This is a genomic window from Arthrobacter sp. UYCo732 (genome assembly GCF_040547265.1).
In the GTDB taxonomy this organism is placed as follows: domain Bacteria; phylum Actinomycetota; class Actinomycetes; order Actinomycetales; family Micrococcaceae; genus Arthrobacter.
This window is the reverse complement of sequence record NZ_JBEPPJ010000008.1, coordinates 56,296-72,337: the sequence shown is the minus strand read 5'-3', so window position 1 is coordinate 72,337 and position 16,042 is coordinate 56,296. Positions and strand designations below refer to the sequence as shown.

General features: G+C 63.9%; 14 protein-coding genes and 1 pseudogene. 9 read left to right on the top strand and 6 right to left on the bottom strand.

Annotated elements, in window-relative coordinates; all coding sequences use genetic code 11:
* Positions 1-111 precede the first annotated feature (111 nt).
* The 8 genes from ABIB45_RS12480 (at position 112) to ABIB45_RS12445 (ending at position 10,852) form a co-directional block, all read left to right on the top strand.
* On the top strand, positions 112-588 hold the full coding sequence (locus ABIB45_RS12480) for a MarR family winged helix-turn-helix transcriptional regulator (protein WP_354216167.1): 477 nt from the start codon (positions 112-114) through the stop codon (positions 586-588).
* A 10-nt stretch (positions 589-598) separates the two neighbouring features.
* Positions 599-2,221 (top strand): MFS transporter, encoded by a 1,623-nt coding sequence (locus tag ABIB45_RS12475; RefSeq protein ID WP_354216166.1) that lies wholly within the window; start codon positions 599-601, stop codon positions 2,219-2,221.
* A gap of 260 nt (positions 2,222-2,481) precedes the next feature.
* Positions 2,482-4,215 carry an ABC transporter ATP-binding protein gene (locus tag ABIB45_RS12470; RefSeq protein WP_354216165.1) on the top strand — a complete coding sequence of 578 codons (1,734 nt, stop codon included), beginning with the start codon at positions 2,482-2,484 and terminating at the stop codon, positions 4,213-4,215.
* 155 nt (positions 4,216-4,370) lie between these two features.
* Positions 4,371-6,302, top strand: coding sequence for an ABC transporter ATP-binding protein (locus ABIB45_RS12465; RefSeq protein ID WP_354216246.1), 1,932 nt, complete (start codon positions 4,371-4,373; stop codon positions 6,300-6,302).
* Positions 6,303-6,406: 104 nt separating this feature from the next.
* Positions 6,407-6,823, top strand: a complete 417-nt coding sequence (locus ABIB45_RS12460; RefSeq protein WP_354216164.1) for an acyl-CoA thioesterase — start codon at positions 6,407-6,409, stop codon at positions 6,821-6,823.
* A 106-nt stretch (positions 6,824-6,929) separates the two neighbouring features.
* Positions 6,930-7,169 carry a PLD nuclease N-terminal domain-containing protein gene (locus tag ABIB45_RS12455; protein WP_354216163.1) on the top strand — a complete coding sequence of 80 codons (240 nt, stop codon included), beginning with the start codon at positions 6,930-6,932 and terminating at the stop codon, positions 7,167-7,169.
* Between the two features lie 73 nt (positions 7,170-7,242).
* A complete protein-coding gene (locus ABIB45_RS12450) occupies positions 7,243-9,477 on the top strand; it encodes an McrB family protein (RefSeq protein WP_354216162.1) in 2,235 nt (744 codons plus the stop codon).
* 139 nt (positions 9,478-9,616) lie between these two features.
* Complete coding sequence (locus tag ABIB45_RS12445; RefSeq protein WP_354216245.1) at positions 9,617-10,852, top strand: 5-methylcytosine restriction system specificity protein McrC; 1,236 nt, start codon at positions 9,617-9,619, stop codon at positions 10,850-10,852.
* 28 nt (positions 10,853-10,880) lie between these two features.
* On the opposite strand, the gene ABIB45_RS12440 is transcribed toward ABIB45_RS12445, so the two are convergent.
* Positions 10,881-12,536 carry a sensor histidine kinase gene (locus ABIB45_RS12440; RefSeq protein WP_354216161.1) on the bottom strand — a complete coding sequence of 552 codons (1,656 nt, stop codon included), beginning with the start codon at positions 12,534-12,536 and terminating at the stop codon, positions 10,881-10,883.
* A 100-nt stretch (positions 12,537-12,636) separates the two neighbouring features.
* Here ABIB45_RS12440 and ABIB45_RS12435 point away from each other — a divergent pair, with 100 nt between their 5' ends.
* On the top strand, positions 12,637-13,401 hold the full coding sequence (locus tag ABIB45_RS12435; RefSeq protein ID WP_354216160.1) for a response regulator transcription factor: 765 nt from the start codon (positions 12,637-12,639) through the stop codon (positions 13,399-13,401).
* On the opposite strand, the gene ABIB45_RS12430 is transcribed toward ABIB45_RS12435, so the two are convergent.
* From ABIB45_RS12430 to ABIB45_RS12415, 5 genes and pseudogenes are all read right to left on the bottom strand, one after another.
* A complete protein-coding gene (locus ABIB45_RS12430; protein ID WP_354216159.1) occupies positions 13,374-13,784 on the bottom strand; it encodes an Hpt domain-containing protein in 411 nt (136 codons plus the stop codon). The genes ABIB45_RS12435 and ABIB45_RS12430 overlap by 28 nt on opposite strands.
* A gap of 230 nt (positions 13,785-14,014) precedes the next feature.
* Positions 14,015-14,437, bottom strand: coding sequence for a very short patch repair endonuclease (locus tag ABIB45_RS12425; RefSeq protein WP_354216158.1), 423 nt, complete (start codon positions 14,435-14,437; stop codon positions 14,015-14,017).
* 20 nt (positions 14,438-14,457) lie between these two features.
* Complete coding sequence (locus ABIB45_RS12420; protein ID WP_354216157.1) at positions 14,458-14,892, bottom strand: pyridoxamine 5'-phosphate oxidase family protein; 435 nt, start codon at positions 14,890-14,892, stop codon at positions 14,458-14,460.
* On the bottom strand, positions 14,889-15,200 hold the full coding sequence (gene bsaP / locus ABIB45_RS22620) for a biotin synthase auxiliary protein BsaP (protein ID WP_502914533.1): 312 nt from the start codon (positions 15,198-15,200) through the stop codon (positions 14,889-14,891). The genes ABIB45_RS12420 and bsaP overlap by 4 nt, the downstream gene beginning before the upstream one ends.
* Before the next feature lie 11 nt (positions 15,201-15,211).
* Positions 15,212-15,829: pseudogene (locus ABIB45_RS12415) on the bottom strand (radical SAM protein); the annotation flags it as partial.
* Positions 15,830-16,042: the final 213 nt, after the last annotated feature.

The following is a 16,042-nucleotide window of genomic DNA, read 5'->3' as shown; positions in this document are numbered from 1 at the left end:
TCCTGAGGCCCCCTTTCCGTAAGGATCGGGGGCCTCACTTGCCTCCTTAGTTTCCCTAAGCAACCATTTAAGATATAGTTGCTTCAGGCAACAACTGAGGAGATTCCCATCATGGCACTTGCGCCGGACACCGCTGCGGACCTGGTCTACCGCATCTTTGACCTCCAGAGGGTGGTCCGCTGCGTTGCCGCGGCGAGCTTCCGCGTACAGGACACCGGGGTAGCGCTGCAGGGGGTACTCAGGTATGTGGGGGAGGGGGAATCCCGCGCTACGCACCTCGCGGAGCGGCTCGGGGTCGGCGCCCCCGTCCTCAGCCGCCACATAGCGGACCTTGAAGAGCAGGGCTATGTCATCCGGCGGCAGGATCCCAAGGACGGCCGGGCCCAATTGGTTGCCTTGTCACCTGCGGGCGTGGAGAAGCTGCGCCAGATCGAAGAGGACCGCACGGAAACCCTGCAGCACTATCTCAGCGACTGGAGCCAGGAAGACGCCGCAGACGCAGCACGGAGCCTGGGCAAACTTTCCGATTCCCTCAAACAATCAGCCCGGGCAGCGACGGCCGGACCCATCATCACCGCGAACCTTTAGGAGCACTGATATGTCCAGCCAGCCAACCGCCGCACCACCCGTGGCAATGACCCACCGCCAGATCATGGAAGCCCTCACCGGACTCCTGGCGGCGTTTTTTACCGCCATCCTGAGCAGCACCATCGTGGCCAACGCGCTGCCCACCATCATGTCCGATCTGCACGGCACCCAGACGGACTTCGCCTGGGTGATCACGGCCGCTTTGCTGGCCAACGCCGTCACCACACCCATCTGGGGCAAACTGTCTGATCTCTTCAATAAGAAGCTCCTGGTCCAGTTGAGCATTGTCATCTTCGTGGCCGGTTCGGTGATGGCCGGGCTTTCCGAGACCATCCCACTGCTGCTCACTGCCCGCGTGATCCAGGGTGTCGCCATGGGTGGGCTCACCGCGTTGGCACAGTCCATCATCGGCACCATGATCCCGCCCCGCGACCGCGGCAAATACTCCGGCTACATGGGAGCCGTGATGGCTGTTGGCACTGCCGGCGGACCTCTGCTCGGCGGATTCATTGTGGACAGCCCGCTGGGCTGGCGCTGGACGTTCTTCGTCTGCGTGCCGCTCGCCGTCGTCGCGCTGATCCTGCTCCAGGTCACCCTCAAGATCCAGCACATCAAACGCCCTGCCAAGATCGACTGGCTCGGCTCCATCCTGCTGACCTCCGGCGTCAGCCTCCTGCTGATCTGGGTTTCGTTCGCTGGCAACCCCGCCTACTACGACTGGGTCTCCTGGCAATCGGCCGCCATGGTGGGCGGCGGCGTTGTGCTGCTGGCCCTCCTGGTACTGGTTGAATCCAAAGTAGAGCAGCCCATCATCCCGCTGAAGATCATCTCCGAACGCACCACCGCGCTGGCCATCCTCGCCTCCGTTGCAGTGGGCATCGCGATGTTCGGCTCCACCACTTTCCTGGGCCAGTACTTCCAGGTGGCCCGCGGCGCCACCCCCACCGAGGCAGGGCTCCTCACCCTGCCGATGATTGCCGGCAACCTGACCGGCTCCGTAGTTTCGGGGCTCCTGATCAGCCGCACCGGCAAATGGAAGGGCTACCTGATCGGTGGTTCCATCCTGCTGATCGGCGGGTTGGGCCTTGCGGGAACCATGGACCACACCACCGAACTGTGGCAGGCCGGGATCTTCACGGCCATCCTGGGCCTGGGACTGGGCATGTTGATGCAGAACCTGGTGCTGGCTGTCCAGAACACGGTCCGCGCCTCGGACATCGGAACGGCCAGCGCGTCCGTGGCCTTCTTCCGGTCGGTTGGCGGGGCGATCGGCGTCGCCGTTCTCGGCGCTGTGCTCAGCAGCCGGGTCACCGAACTCGCGACGCAGGGTCTGGCGGCGGCCGGCATCCCGGTGTCGGGCGGCGCTGGCGGGGCCAGCATGGACCTCGTCGACATGCCGGCACCGGTCCGCGAAATCATGCGCGCCGCCTACGGTGATGCCACCGCCGAGATCTTCCTGATCTCCGCCGGCGTGGCAGTGGTGGCACTGCTTTCGGTCCTGTTCATCAAGGAACGCCCGCTGCGGAGCACGGTGGACATCCAGCCGGAGGTCCAGCCGGACAGCCAATCGGAAGTCCAGCCGGACGCAAACGCAGAACGTGCGACGCCGGAACTTACCTCCGTGAACCGCTGACCTGGGCGGCAACCACCTGAGCGGCAACTCCCGAGTGCTGACCCCCTCGGCTGCTTGAGGCCCTGCAAACAGGGCCTCAAGCAGCCGTTAAGGGAGATGCGCGGGGCAAAGACGGCCCAGTACTCCGGTGGGATGATTTTTCCCGCAGATGTTTCGCCCGGGCAACGGATTTTGTAGAGTAGACAGGCTAAGAAATGTCAGCCTCTGCTGCTACTACTTATCCCACCATTTCGCGCTTTTTCCCTAAAGGATCCGTGGGCATGCTTCTCACCCTCATACGGCGCTACTCCAAGCCGTATACGCCGTACATCGTGGCCGTCATTGTTTTCCAGCTGGCGTCCACCATCGCAGCTCTTTACCTGCCCAGCCTTAACGCCCAGATCATCGATGAAGGTGTTTCCCGCGGAGACACGGACTTCATCTGGCGCACCGGCTCCGTGATGCTCCTGGTAGCTATTGGGCAGGTGGGCGCCGCCATCGCCGGCGTCTACTACGGTTCCAAGACGGCCATGGCTGTGGGCCGCGACCTCCGGCGCGGGGTGTTCCGCAAGGTCACCAGTTTCTCCGCCAGGGACGTCAACATTTTCGGTGCTCCCACGCTCATCACCCGCGGCACCAACGATGTGCAGCAGGTCCAGATGCTGGTGCTGATGGGCCTCAACTTTATGGTGGCCACCCCCATCATGTGCATTGGCGGCATCATCATGGCGCTGCGCGAGGACCTCAACCTGTCGTGGCTGGTCTGGGTCTCCGTGCCCGTGCTGATCCTGGTGGTGGGCTACCTGGTGGTCCGGCTGATGCCCCTCTTCCGCACCATGCAGAAGAAGATTGACCGCATCAACGCCGTGCTGCGCGAGCAGATCATCGGCATCAGGGTGGTGCGCGCCTTCGTCCGCGAACCCTTTGAGACCGACCGTTTTGGTGTTGCCAACAAGGACCTGACTGATGTTTCCCTGAAGATCGGGGCCCTGTTTGTCCTGATGTTCCCTGCGATCGGCATGATCCTGCACATCTCCACGGCCGCAGTCCTGTGGTTCGGCGGCCAGCGCGTGGATTCGGGCGAGATGCAGGTAGGGGCCCTGACTGCCTTCCTGCAGTACCTGCTGCAGATCCTGATGGCGGTCATGATGGGCACATTCATGGCCATGATGATCCCGCGCGCCTCAGTCTGCGCGGACCGCATCGGTGAAGTGCTCGACGTCGAACCCTCCATCCACGATCCCGAACATCCCGAAACGCCGGCCACGCTGGCCGGTGTGGTGGAGTACCGGAACGTCACCTTTGCCTACCCCGGTGCCGAATCACCGGTGCTGAGCAACATCAGCTTCGCCGCCAGGCCGGGCGAGACGGTGGCCATCATCGGCTCCACCGGCGCAGGCAAGACGTCGCTGCTGTCCCTGCTGCCCCGCCTCTACGACATCGCCGAGGGCGAGGTGCTGCTGGACGGCGTCTCCGTCAGCAACCTGGACCGGGCCGAGATCACCAAACGCGTGGCCCTGGTCCCGCAGCGGCCGTACCTTTTCTCCGGCACCATCGAGCACAACCTGCGCTTCGGCAAGACCGGAGCCACGGATGAGGAACTCTGGGAGGCGCTGCACATCGCCCAGGGCGAAGACTTTGTCCGCGAGAAGAAAAACGGCCTGAACTCCCGCATCGCACAGGGCGGCACCAACGTCTCCGGCGGCCAGAGACAGCGGCTCTGCATCGCCCGCGCCCTGGTCACCAAACCCAAGGTGTACCTCTTCGACGATTCGTTCTCGGCACTGGATGTGGCCACGGACGCCAGGCTCCGCGCCGCGCTGAAGCGGACCACCGCAGACGCCACCGTGATCATCGTGGCCCAGCGAATCTCCACCATCACCGAGGCGGACCAGATCCTGGTGCTGGACAACGGCCGGATTGTTGACCGCGGAACGCATGAGGAACTCCTGGAAACATCCCCCACCTACCAGGAAATTGTTGAATCCCAGCTGAGCGTGGAGGAAATGGCATGAGTGCCGCCAAGAATGTCTCAACGGGCACTGCCCCCGAAACTACCGGGACTACCGAGACAACTGCCACCGCAACAGGCACCGCAACCCCCGAGGAACTCCTGGAGGAGGACGAATCGTTCGAGGAGGAATACAAGCCCTCCGAGGCCGACGGTGACATGTTCGGCGGCGTGCCCGCCAAGAAAGCCGAACACTTCTGGCCGTCCGCCAAGCGACTGCTGGGCCTGTTGAAGCCCGAAGCCGCCGGCATCTACGCCGTGGTGGCCCTGGTGGTGGTCTCCGTGGTCCTGAACGTCATCGCGCCCAAGATCCTGGGCCAGGCCATGGACTTGATCTTCGGCGGGGTAGTGGGTAAGCAGCTCCCCGCAGGCGCAAGCAAGGAACAGTTCGTTGAGGGGCTGCGCCAGCAGGGGCAGGACAACTTCGCGGACATGGTGTCGCGGATGGAGCTTGTTCCCGGCACGGGCATTAACTTCCAGAGACTCTCGGTGCTGATTGCCATCGTGCTGCTGATGTACTTCGTGGCCAACATCTTCCTGTGGCTGCAGGGCTACGTGCTGAACCGCATCGTGATGAAGGTGATCCGCAGGCTCCGCGACGACACAGAAAAGAAGCTGAACCGGCTCCCGCTGAACTACTTCGACACCCGCCAGCGCGGCGACGTCCTCTCCCGGGTGACGAACGACGTCGACAACGTCCAGCAGGCCCTGCAGCAGGCCTTCGCGCAGCTGATCAGCTCCCTCCTGACCGTCATCGGCATTGTCATCATGATGTTCATCGTCTCCTGGCAGCTCGCGCTTATCGCCCTGATTGCGCTTCCTCTTTCCGGTGTGGCCGCCGGCATCATCGGCTCCCGCAGCCAGAAGCTCTTTGCCGCCCAGTGGAAAAACACCGGCGCACTCAACGGCCAGATTGAGGAATCCTTCTCCGGCCACGACCTGGTGCGAGTCTTCGGCCGTGACGCCGACATGCTGGAACGATTCGAAGAACGCAACGAGGCCCTGTACAAGGCCAGCTTCGGCGCCCAGTTTGTTTCGGGCATGATCTTTCCGGTCATGCAGTTCGTCTCCTACCTTAGCTACGTGGGTATCGCAGTGCTGGGCGGCCTCCGGGTGGCCTCGGGCTCGATGTCGCTCGGCGACGCCACCGCGTTCATCCAGTACTCACGCGAGTTCACGCAGCCGCTGGGGCAGATGGCCGGCATGGCCAATATGCTGCAGTCCGGCGTTGCCTCCTCCGAGCGCGTCTTCGAGTTCCTCGACGCCGACGAGCAGGACCCCGAGACCGCCACCGATCACCTGCCGGCCCAGACCGACGGGCACGTGGAGTTCCAAAACGTCACGTTCAGCTACACCGAAGACAAAAGGCTGATCGAAAATCTGTCCTTCACGGCCGAGCCCGGGCACACCGTGGCGATCGTCGGTCCCACGGGTGCCGGCAAGACCACCCTGGTCAACCTGGTAATGCGTTTCTACGAGCTTAATTCAGGGTCCATCACCCTGGACGGTGTGGACGTCACCAAGCTGAGCCGCTCCGAGCTGAGGTCCAAAGTGGGCATGGTGCTCCAGGACGCCTGGCTGTTCGGTGGTTCCATTTACGACAACATCCGGTACGGGAACCTGGACGCCACGGAAGAGCAGGTCTTGGCGGCGGCGAAGGCCACATTCGTGGACCGCTTTGTGCGCGCACTGCCGGATGGCTACGAGACAGTGATCGATGAGGAGGGCAACAACGTCAGCGCTGGTGAAAAGCAGCTCATCACCATCGCCCGCGCGTTTGTGGCCAACCCGTCACTGCTCATCCTGGATGAGGCCACCAGCTCCGTGGATACGCGCACGGAGCTGCTGGTTCAGAAGGCCATGGCGGCGCTGCGGACGGACCGCACCAGCTTTGTGATCGCCCACCGGCTTTCCACCATCCGGGACGCCGACACCATCCTGGTAATGGAGGACGGCCAGATCGTGGAGCAGGGCAACCACAAGACGTTGCTGGCCGCCGAAGGTGCGTATTATCGGCTGTACATGTCCCAGTTCGCAGGTTCCGACGTGGGGGAAACCGTTGTGGACGATTCGACGGCGGTACACAGCTGAGCGCGCAGGGCGCCGGGGCCGACGGCCACGGCACAGCAGCAGTTCCCCTGACCGCAGGCAGTCAGAGCAACTCCGAGCCCCGGCGCATCGAGGTTCTGGTCCCGATGCGCTGGGGGGACATGGACGCCTACGGGCACATCAACAACGTCCAGATTGTCCGGATGCTGGAGGAGGCGCGGATCGCGGCGTTCGGGCCGCCACGGGGCACCGGCCTGCCCGGGATCGAACCTGAAGTGGCCCTCTTCAACGAGGTGCCCGAGGGAACCCTGGCGCTGGTGGTGGACCACAAGATCCGCTACGTGAAGACCCTCGAATACCGCAACGTCCCGGCCGTGGTCCAGGTCTGGATCGGTGCAGTGAAGGGCGCCAGCTTCGACATTCACTATGTGGTGCAGGACCCGGTCACCCGGGAGGACTGCGTGCGGGCCAGCAGCCATTTGGCGTTTGTGGACGAGGCGTCCGGGCGTATTCTGCGCCTGACCCCGGAGCAAAAGGGGCGGATGGCGCCTTTCACCTTTTGAGGAGGGTAGATTTCCCCCACACCAACACCCTGCACACATACCCTGAATCCGTTGCGCGGGCAGGGCGCACACCGGAGACTGGGACTGACGACTAAGGAGCTTAAGCATGCCCAAGAAAACCAAAAAGACCTGGAAGGAAATGTCACCGGCGGCACGGGCAAGTTTCGTGGCCATCGGAATCGCGCAGGGATCGCTGATGCTGGCCGCCCAGCGGGACATCAGCAAGCGCCCGGCGGACCAGATCAACGGGCCAAAGGCGGCCTGGCGGATGGCCGCGCTGATCAATTTCATCGGACCCATCGGCTACTTCGTTCTGGGGCGCAAGCGGCCTGAAGCCATGACATAGGGCTTCACGGCCGCCTCCCCGCGTGCTGGGACCGTGGAGCACGAGCTCAGCTTGAGCCTGTAAATTTGAAGCCATGACCCCTGCCCCGAAGACTGCAATGCACCGCGCCCTCGGAGTCTCGAAGGAGATCGAGGACGCGGCATGGTTTGTGCTGGGACCGGGTCTGCAGGGTAAGCCCTCGGCCCTGGACAGCCGCACCCTGACCTGGACGGCGGAGGCCGCAGCCGAGCTGCTGGAGCGCCTGGAGCGGGGAGTGGCGGACGCCAAGGCTCCCATGATGACTAACCTCCGGCAGAACCTCGAGGATGCGTCGCGCGAAGCTAAACAGCTCGCAGTCGAACTGCTCTTCCTGCAGTCGCTGCCTCTGGCCCACGAGGTCAAGTCGCTCAAGGTCAAGCGTGCCCGCGTGGCTGAAGCCGCGTCCTGGTTGGAGCCTGAACTGGGACTGCCCGAGGAACTCTACAAGGGCATGACGGACCACGGCGTGATCAGGGACCGCACCGCCGAATTCAACTGGACCATCTGGGACCACCTCAAATGGCTCTGCCGGTTTGTGCAGCATGTGGACCAGCAGATTCCGGCCGCAATCACCAAGGCACTGAAGGACCCGCTGAAGTTCCACGAGCTGGCCATAGGCACCCCGGACGACCAGCCTGCCATCCGCCGCAGCATCGAGTACCTCGCCTGGCCCAGCTACTTCGAACCGGTGGTGGCCGACGTCGAACGCCGCGAAATCCGTGACGCGTTTGCTTCCCTGGTGGGCGGCGCCAACGGTGATTCGGACGAGGACATCACTGCGGACATCCAGCGGATCCGCCAGCACCTGGACGAACAGGCCGGCCAGCGCATCGACTGGTACGCCCGCCAGCTGGTCAGCCAGTGGCGCAAAGTCGGGGACCCCGGCCGTCGGGCCTGGCTGCCGCGGACCCACAGCGACAACGCCGAGCTCCTCACCGCGTGGCAGGACGAGGGAAAGGTGACGTTCGACGTGGAACATCTCCGCCACCTCGAGCCAGGCGTGACTGCCGGGCTGGTGCAGCACGCGGTGGACGAGGACTACAAACACCTGGGCTATGTGGAGCGGGAGGACACCAAGACCGCGGTCTTCGCCTTCCTGACGGTCATGAAGCCGGGTGACCTTGTCCTGTACCAGAACTCGGGCACGGTGCGGCTGGGCGTGATTCTGGGCGAGCCAGAGCACAACGAGGACAACCGGCAAATGCGGCGCAAGGTTCGCTGGCTCGACGACGAGGGCCACGCCACGGCCGACCTGCCCCGTCACGTCCAGCGCCAGCTGGCCACGGCCGGGATCATCGTGGATGTCACCAAAGTGGTGCAGGCGCTCCAGGCGCTCGTCCCGGGCGAGGCGGAACCGGACGACGACGACCCCGCCACGGCCGCCGTCGAAGTCGTCCCTGTGCCGGAGGGCTTCCGCCCGCTGAGCCGCGGCTTCGCGGATTCGCTGCACATGGACCTCGAACCGCTGCAGGAGATCGCGGAACTGTTGGCGGAGAACCGCCAACTGGTTCTCTATGGTCCGCCCGGAACCGGTAAGACGTACCTGGCCAAGCACCTTGCCGCGGAGCTCGCGCAGGACAGTACCGACGAGCGGGTGAAGCTGGTGCAGTTCCACCCGTCGTACGCCTACGAGGACTTTTTCGAAGGCTACCGGCCGGACAAGACGGACGAGGGGCAGGTGTCCTTCAAGCTCGTGGCGGGACCGTTGCGCCGCCTGGCTGAGGAAGCCGCGAAGGCCGGCAACGAAAAGAAGCCCTACTTCCTCATCATCGACGAGATGAACCGCGCCAACCTGGCCAAGGTGTTTGGCGAGCTGTACTTCCTGCTGGAGTACCGCGATGACCGGATCTACCTGCAGTACAGCCCCAACGAGCCGTTCACGCTGCCGGACAACCTGTACATCATCGGCACCATGAACACTGCTGACCGGTCCATCGCCATGATGGATGCCGCCATCCGCCGCCGGTTCGCCTTCATCGAACTGCATCCGCAGACCGAACCTGTGAAGGGCACGCTGCTGCGGTTCCTGCAGGCGCGGCAGCTGGACACCACGCCGGCGTTGCTGCTCGATGCGCTGAACGCCGCCATTGACGAGTGGGACCGGGACCTGATGATCGGCCCGTCGTACTTCATGAAGCCCGCTGCCCAGACACCGGCCGGGCTCCGCCGGATCTGGAAGTACGAGCTCATGCCGCTGCTCGAAGAGCATTACCACGGCCAATTGACGCGGGCGCAACTGGAGGAACGGTTCGGGCTGGAGCCGCTGCTGGGACGCCTTGCCGCCGGCTAAGGGATCGCCGGCTAGGCGGTTCCCGGCTCAGCCGGGATTAGGTGGGCGGCTGGGGGAAGTTGAACCCGCGCCGGCTCAGCAGTTGCCAGCCAAGCACCAGTCAGCCAGGCGCTTGCCGGCGAAGCCCGGGCAGGCGCCGGTGCACGGCGGCCGGGCAAAGGGCACAAAACACCTGGTCCTCGACGAGCTGTCCGGCGGCGTTGTGGACCGGCTCGACGCTGCCAGCGCGGCTTTCCTGAACGCCAGCGGCCTGGCCAAGGCCTCGCCCATGGGCATGGGCCTCTACCGGATCGAGCCCGTGGGCAAAGTGGGGTCAGTCCGCACTGCCACCATGCAGCTGGACGTCCGGCCAAAGGACCGGCTGGGGTTGAGCCGGCTGCTCTTCCTCCTCAGCTACGCCGGCAACCAGGGTTTCCTGCCTGATTCAGTGGCGGCGGCCGAGGACTGCGAACTCTGGAGCGCGCTGGCGGAGTCCCTGGCCCAGTTGGCGGAGCGTGCCCTGGGCCGTGGTGTGCTTCAGGGCTACCTGACCGTGGATGAGTCCCTCCGCACCGTCAAAGGCCGCATCCGGATCTCGGACCAGATTTCCCGCCGCCCCGGCATGCTGGTGCCACTGGAAGTGTCGTACGACGAGTTCACCGAGGACATCGCCGAAAACCGGATCCTGCGCGCGGCGTTGGAGCGCATGGGCCAGGTCCCGCGCGTCCGCCCTGAGGTGCTGAGCCGCCTGCGCCAGCTCAAGGGAAAGCTCGACGCCGTCACCCGCCTTCCGGCTGGTGCGCCGCTGCCGCCGTGGACACCGAACAGGATGAACGTCCGCTACCACTCGGTGCTGCGCCTCGCCGGGCTGATCCTACGGAACGCGTCCGCCGAGGCCGGCCACGGCAAGCAGCACACGGCATCGTTCGTGGTGGACATGGCGCAGGTGTTTGGGGACTTCGTGGGCGCGGCGCTCCGAGAGGCCATGGCGGCGTATCCGGGGGAGATGCGGCTCCATTACAACGCGCTCCTCAGCGAGGCCGTTCACGACACCGACAGGCTCTCGGTGCGCCCGGATGCCGTGCACCTGCTGGGCGGACGCCCTGTAGTGGTCTACAACGCCAAATACAAGGCCGCCACGGACCTGGGAGCGTCCCTGACCGCAGACCACTATCAGATGCTCGCCCACTGTACGGCCCTCGGTGTGCCCACCGCCTGGCTCATCTGTGCAGGAGCCGGCGAGGTGAAGTTGCGGCGGATACTCAACACAGACATCGACATTGTGGAGTTTCCGCTGGATCTGTCCCTGCCGCCGGCGGACATTCTTGCTGCAGTGGCGGAGCTGGCGCGGCAGTCTTGGGGAGAATTAGTCCGGACGGGCCGCCCGGGAGACTAGACCCCCGGTGATCGAGCCTGTCGAGAACCTACACAGGCACCCGGAACGTAAACGTGGTGCCGTGCCCCAGCTCGCTGTCCACCTGGATGGTGCCGCCGTGGGCGTCCACAATGGCTTTGCTGATTGACAGCCCCAGCCCCACCCCGGGGATGGCAGTCCGGCGCACGCTGCTGGTCCGGAAGAACTTGGCGAACACTTCGGCCTGGTCCTCACTGCTCATGCCCATGCCGGTGTCGCTGACGCGGCAAGCCAAATGGCCGTTTTCCTGCGCCAGGGTCACCACCACACTGCCGCCGTCGGGCGAGTATTTGATGGCGTTCGACACGAGGTTGTCCAGCACCTGCGAGATTCGGGGGCCGTCCACATGGGCGTCCAGCCGGAACGGTGCGTCGGCTTTGAGCACCACGCGGGCGGCGTCGGCCTTGGGTATCGCGGCCGAGACACTGGCGCGCACCAGTTCGGCCACGTCCACGGCGTGCGGCGTGACGATCAGCTGGCCGTTCCTGGTTGCGAGCAGGTCGGAAACGAGGGTGAGGAGCCGTTCTGAATTGCGTCGGATGATATTCAGCGGTTCGAGCTGGTCCTCCCTGGGGTCGTCCTCCAGCAGGATTTCCACATAGCCCAGGATGGATGTCAGGGGTGTCCGGAACTCGTGGGAAACACTGGAGACGAATTCGTCCTTGGCGGCCAGGGCATTCACGAGGTCCGTCACGTCGCCGAAGACAATGACGGATCCCGCGAACTGTCCGTCCGAGTCAGTCATGGCGCGGGCGCTGGTGGTGATGGCCCGCTGTTCTTTTCCGGCGCCCAGCCAGACCAGGTAGTCCGTGAAAGTTTCACCGAGCACAGCCCTGCGCACCGGCCGATCCTGCACAGGGACCAGGGTGGTGCGGTCAGCGGCGAAGACCAGCAGTTGCGACTCGTTCGGATCATCGATGTCCTTGGGGCGGGCCAGTTCATGGTTGGCCCGCTGTTTACGGTTCATCAGGATGTCGTGGCCGGCCGCGTCCACGGCCAGGACGCCCAGGTGAACGGTGTCCAGGACGGAGTTGAGAAGTGCCTCCTGCCGCTGGGCGCAGAGCAGGCTGGCCTGCAGTTGCTCATCCTTCTCCTCAAGGGTCCGCTGCTGGCGCATCATGCTGAGGGTGAGAACGCTGACCGATACTCCGATTCCGAGCATCATCACGGGGATAAGCAGAGATTTGGCCAGACTGGGACCGGACACGTTTCCGTCGATGAACAGGGGGACCCAGATGATTGCCAGCGGCCCGAGGAAAGACAACCATAGCGAGAGCCTTGGGTAGTAGCCTGAGGCGCAGAGCCAGATGACCGGAAAGACCGCCAACAGGCTGAGTCCGGTCAGGCTCTCCTGCCCGCCCTCCCGGCCCACCGCGATGGAAGCAAAGTCCAGCAGCGGGATGGCCAGGAAGCTGGTGTAGGGCAGCCGGTCCCATGGCACCAGATAGCAAAGTGCCATGATGGCCATTTGAGAGGCCAGGAAGGCCACAAAGAGCGGATTGTCCATTGTCCCTGGGAAAAACGCCCACATCAGGAACGCTGTAAGTAGCGTGGTGATGAACAGCGGCGCCTGGCTCAGAACTACCCTGTCGGTCAGCCGGTATTCGTCGAACTGCCGTCGAAATAACCGGTGGCGGCCCGATGCCCACGCCTTTGGCTCACTCATGTACGACGGCCAGGAGTGTCAGGGTTGTGAGACGCATACCAACAGAGTATCGGCACCGAGCTATACTTCTCACGTTGTCAAGCTGGCTGAGGGGGCTTGTATGAGTGAAGCACGAGTGGGCCTGGTCATCGAGGATGACCAGGATATCCGCGAGCTGGTCCGCGCGGTCCTGACCCAGGCTGGGTTTGAAGTAAGCGTCGCCGCTAGCGGCGTTGAAGGAGTTTTGGCGGCAAAAACGCTCAATCCTGATGTCATCACGCTAGATCTGGGGCTGCCGGATATTGACGGTTTTGAGGTCTCCCGCCAGATCCGGGAATTCTCTGACGCCTACATCGTGATGCTTACGGCACGGGCGGAAGAACTGGACACGTTGATCGGTCTTGAGTCCGGGGCTGATGACTACCTCACCAAGCCGTTCCGCCCACGGGAGCTCCGTGCTCGGATCGCGGCGATGATGCGCCGGCCCCGTTCACTCCCGGACCCCGGGGCAAACGCGCCCGAAGCCGATCAGCCAGCCGACGCCGGGACGGGAAATGGCCGCTACAGCCACAACGGCCTGGATCTGACGTACTCGTCGCGGTCGGTCAGTGTGGACGGCCAAGAACTCAACCTGACCCGCACAGAGTTTGAGCTGCTCTACGCCCTGCTCGAGGCGGGACGGACTGTCCGGACCAAATCGGATCTGGTGCGTCGCCTCCGGGAGGAGGATTACGACGTCGGCAGTTACATCAGCGAGGCAGATGAACGTTCGGTGGAAGTCCACATGGGAAATCTCCGTAAGAAGCTCGGTGATTCACCGCAGCGTCCCCGCTGGCTGCAGACCGTACGGGGCGTCGGCTACCGGCTGGCGCCCGCGGAGCGCTGAGCCTCCAAACGGTTAAGCGTCTGGCGGCAGCACAGGTTGATGGGCCGGAGGTAGTCGGCGGCCAGCCGGGGCAGCGCAACCGAGGGCTCCTCGCGGGGCGCGTCCTCGCGGATGCAACGTTCGAGGTCTATTGCCAGCCCCGCCAGCCGCTCGGCGCCGACCATTTGGCTCGACGTCTTGAGGCTGAGGATGGCGTCCACGGCGCCCGGGAGGTCTCCGGTGGTCAAGGCAAGGCGAAGCTTGCCGATCCGGACCGGTAAGTAATCGATGAAGTTGCCCACGAAAACGGTGCAGTAGCCTTCGTCCTCATCCAGTTCGTTACGGAGCCGGTCAAGGACGGAAGGATCCACCAAGGGCCGCCCAGCATCGTCGGAGGGAGCCATTTCTGTCCTTTCCGTTTTGGTCCTGCCACTCCAGAAAACTGGGGCGGCAGCGTGGGTCCGTCGTCATCTTCAGAGTAGATCTCTTCCCTTGTCCTGTGGCAGTTCGGAGCCAAGATTGGGGGTTTTTTGGGGAGACTGCGGGTTTTGCTGTAGCAGTCATCTTCGCTGGTGCCGATCAATTCGGGCGCGGGCAAACGCTCAAGATTGGCTCAACTTCGGGCAAGCGCTTCCTAGGCGCCGAGAAACTCCACAAGCTGGGCTTCGAGGGCAGAACCGTCCTTCAGGCCGCACTCCCACACGGTCAGGACCTGCCAGCCGGCAGCCTCCAACTGGCGGCGCTGCTGGGCGTCCCGATCCCGGGTCCGCGCGCGTTTGGCTTCCCAGAAAGCGGCGTTCGCTTTGGGGGCGTGCTGGCCCACCCGGCAGTCGTGCAAATGCCAGAAGCAGCCGTTGACGAAGATGACCTTGCGCCGCCCCGCGAAGACCAGGTCCGGGTTTCCAGGCAGGCGGACTTTGCCGGCTTTGCCGTGCAGGCGGTAGCGGAAGCCCTTGGCATGCAGAAGGCGGCGCACCAGTAATTCCGGCTTGGTGTTCTTGCCCCGGATGCGGGACATGTTCCAGCTCCGCTGCTCGGGCGTCAGCCTGTCCGCCATGATTCCAGTCTAAGGAGCTATTAGAGTTCGAGCTCCGGCTGTTCTCCGAACTGGAAGTGGCGGCCGCTGACCGACGTGGGCACGATCTCCACGTAGAAGTCCTTGAGTGTGGGGACCCAGGTCTTGAGCTCCAGCGCTTCAACGGCGTCAAGTTCCGCCGAGTGGGTCAGGACCCGCGCAGTTCCCCGGAGCACAACGGACCAGGCCTCATCAGACAGGATGCCGTCCGTTTCAAAGAGCACCTTGGAGTTGATGGTGAGCTGGGCGAGCTTGTTTCCGGGCGCCGTCCTGAGGTAGACCTTCCGGCCTGACGTCACGTAATTCACGGGGAAAATGTCCGGTTCGCCGGCGACGGAGACTACTATCCGGCCATGCTTGGTTGCATCCAGAAGTTGCCAGGATTCCTTGTCGTCGAGTTCCAGGACCGGGTTGCCGTCTGCATGGGGGAACATCATGCGAACCATTGTTCTACGTTCGGTAGAAGAATTCTAGGTTTGGGGAGGAATTCGTTGCAGGGCATTTCCAGCCGTCCGTGACGTGAGCAGTCCGCCGACCAACCCAGCGGGGTCACCTGGACTTTCATACGGCGCCGGCACGTGGCGCAGTAGCGCGGGGGTTCCAGCTGCAGCAGCACCTCGCACTGCCGGTGCGGGTCCGACGGCGGTGGTGCACCGCCGTCGGACGCCCCGCCGCAGTGCCCGCAATAGTCACTGTTGATTGAGCTTCCCGAATCCTGCGTGGATGCGCCGGTGGTTGAGGGCATTGGGACCGGGCTCATAGTGACTTCTGGGGTTCCTTGATGGGCATGTTGAGTCCCACGAGGAGGTTGAGGCCTGAGTTGGCGGGGCGGCCGAGGGTGGTGAGGTAGTTGCCGACGATGACGGCGTTGCCGAGCGTCAGTTCGCGGCCGCCGGCGTAGCGGAGCACGGTCCGCGGCATGGCCAGGCGGAAGGCGGCGATGGCGCGGAGGGCGTCCTTGCCGTCCATCAGGGCCTGGTTCTCCAGCGGGGTGCCGGGCCTGGGGTTGAGGAAATTTAGCGGGACTTCTTGGGGTTCGAGGGCGGCGAGTTCGGCGCGTTGTTCGAGGGTCTCGCCCATGCCGATCAGCGCGCCGCAGCACAGTTCCATGCCGGCGCCCTTGACCATGTTGCAGGTCTCCAGGCGTTCCTCGTAGCTGAGGGTGGTGACGACGTCGGGGAAGTAGCTGCGGGCGGTTTCGAGGTTGTGGTTGTAGCGGTGCACGCCACACTCAGCGAGCAGGTCGACCTGGCGTTGGGTGAGCATGCCCAGGGAGCAGGCGATGTTGATGTCCACGGCTTCGCTGATGCGGTCGATCGCGAATTTGATCTGGTTCATCAGTTTGATGTCGGGGCCGCGGACGGCGGCGACGATCCCGCTGAGGCTAGTTCGGCTGGAAGCAAGGGAAATTGTGGGGTTTCTACAAGGGCGACAGGGACTGTTTGTTGACCGCGTGCGTAATTGCTTTGTCACATTCGCTGCCCAAGGCCTTTAGTGCAGCCAGGTTGTCTGTGACTTCGTATAGCTCCCGCGGGGTGGTGGAACCGTTGGCGGGGAGGCTGTGGATAACTTGGATTGCTCCGATGT

Bases quoted from the DNA above. Each gene is read 5' to 3' on its own strand.
- ABIB45_RS12480 (WP_354216167.1), top strand. From the start codon at position 112: ATGGCACTTGCGCCGGACACCGCTGCGGACCTGGTCTACCGCATCTTT.
- ABIB45_RS12475 (WP_354216166.1), top strand. From the start codon at position 599: ATGTCCAGCCAGCCAACCGCCGCACCACCCGTGGCAATGACCCACCGC.
- ABIB45_RS12470 (WP_354216165.1), top strand. From the start codon at position 2,482: ATGCTTCTCACCCTCATACGGCGCTACTCCAAGCCGTATACGCCGTAC.
- ABIB45_RS12465 (WP_354216246.1), top strand. From the start codon at position 4,371: ATGTTCGGCGGCGTGCCCGCCAAGAAAGCCGAACACTTCTGGCCGTCC.
- ABIB45_RS12460 (WP_354216164.1), top strand. From the start codon at position 6,407: ATGCGCTGGGGGGACATGGACGCCTACGGGCACATCAACAACGTCCAG.
- ABIB45_RS12455 (WP_354216163.1), top strand. From the start codon at position 6,930: ATGCCCAAGAAAACCAAAAAGACCTGGAAGGAAATGTCACCGGCGGCA.
- ABIB45_RS12450 (WP_354216162.1), top strand. From the start codon at position 7,243: ATGACCCCTGCCCCGAAGACTGCAATGCACCGCGCCCTCGGAGTCTCG.
- ABIB45_RS12440 (WP_354216161.1), bottom strand. From the start codon at position 12,536: ATGAGTGAGCCAAAGGCGTGGGCATCGGGCCGCCACCGGTTATTTCGA.
- ABIB45_RS12435 (WP_354216160.1), top strand. From the start codon at position 12,637: ATGAGTGAAGCACGAGTGGGCCTGGTCATCGAGGATGACCAGGATATC.
- ABIB45_RS12430 (WP_354216159.1), bottom strand. From the start codon at position 13,784: ATGGCTCCCTCCGACGATGCTGGGCGGCCCTTGGTGGATCCTTCCGTC.
- ABIB45_RS12425 (WP_354216158.1), bottom strand. From the start codon at position 14,437: ATGGCGGACAGGCTGACGCCCGAGCAGCGGAGCTGGAACATGTCCCGC.
- ABIB45_RS12420 (WP_354216157.1), bottom strand. From the start codon at position 14,892: ATGATGTTCCCCCATGCAGACGGCAACCCGGTCCTGGAACTCGACGAC.
- bsaP (WP_502914533.1), bottom strand. From the start codon at position 15,200: ATGCCCTCAACCACCGGCGCATCCACGCAGGATTCGGGAAGCTCAATC.